The 570-nt window shown below is 74.6% G+C and carries 1 protein-coding gene; it reads right to left on the reverse strand.

Going from position 1 to position 570, the window contains the following annotated elements; all coding sequences use genetic code 11:
- Nucleotides 1-550, reverse strand: a 550-nt coding sequence (locus VR44_RS16385; RefSeq protein WP_045948241.1) for an SDR family oxidoreductase, incomplete at its 3' end; no start/stop codon positions are given.
- Between the last annotated feature and the right edge of the window lie 20 nt (nt 551-570).

A 570-nucleotide genomic window follows, 5' to 3' on the forward strand; every position in this document is an offset into this window, starting at 1 on the left:
CGCCCTCGACGATCCGCACCCGGTCCCGCAGTGCGGGCAGGACATCCGGCACGTAGTACTCGACGACCCGTGCGAGCCGGTCCCCGGCCGGCGCCTCCGCGTTGCCGCGCACCACGCAGGTCACCCGGCGGCCGGGCTCGCGCAGCAGCGCGGCCAGCAGGTGCGCGCCGAGGAACCCCGTGGCGCCGGTGAGGAGGACCTCGCCGCCGTCGGCCGCCGCCGGTCCGGTGGAGCGGACCGGGTGCGGCGCGGGGGCCGTCGCGGTGGGCGCGGCCGGCTCCGCGGCGGGGGCCGCGGGCGCCTCCGTACCCAGCTCCGCCAGGCGGGCGGCGAACTCCGCCACGGTGGGGTACGCGAAGAAGTCCTGGATGGTGGTGTCGGGGTAGCGCTCCTGGATCTCGACCAGGCAGGCCAGTACCTGCAGGGAGTGGCCGCCGATCGCGAAGAAGTCGTCCCCGGGGGCGGTGACTTCGGTCTTCAGGGTCTGGGACCAGAGGTCCGCGACATAGCGTTCGAGATCGCTGAACGGCTGGTCGCCGTCTTCCGTCATGTCGGTGTCTTCCGTCGTCG

Source organism: Streptomyces katrae, from assembly GCF_000966975.1.
Lineage (GTDB): Bacteria > Actinomycetota > Actinomycetes > Streptomycetales > Streptomycetaceae > Streptomyces > Streptomyces katrae.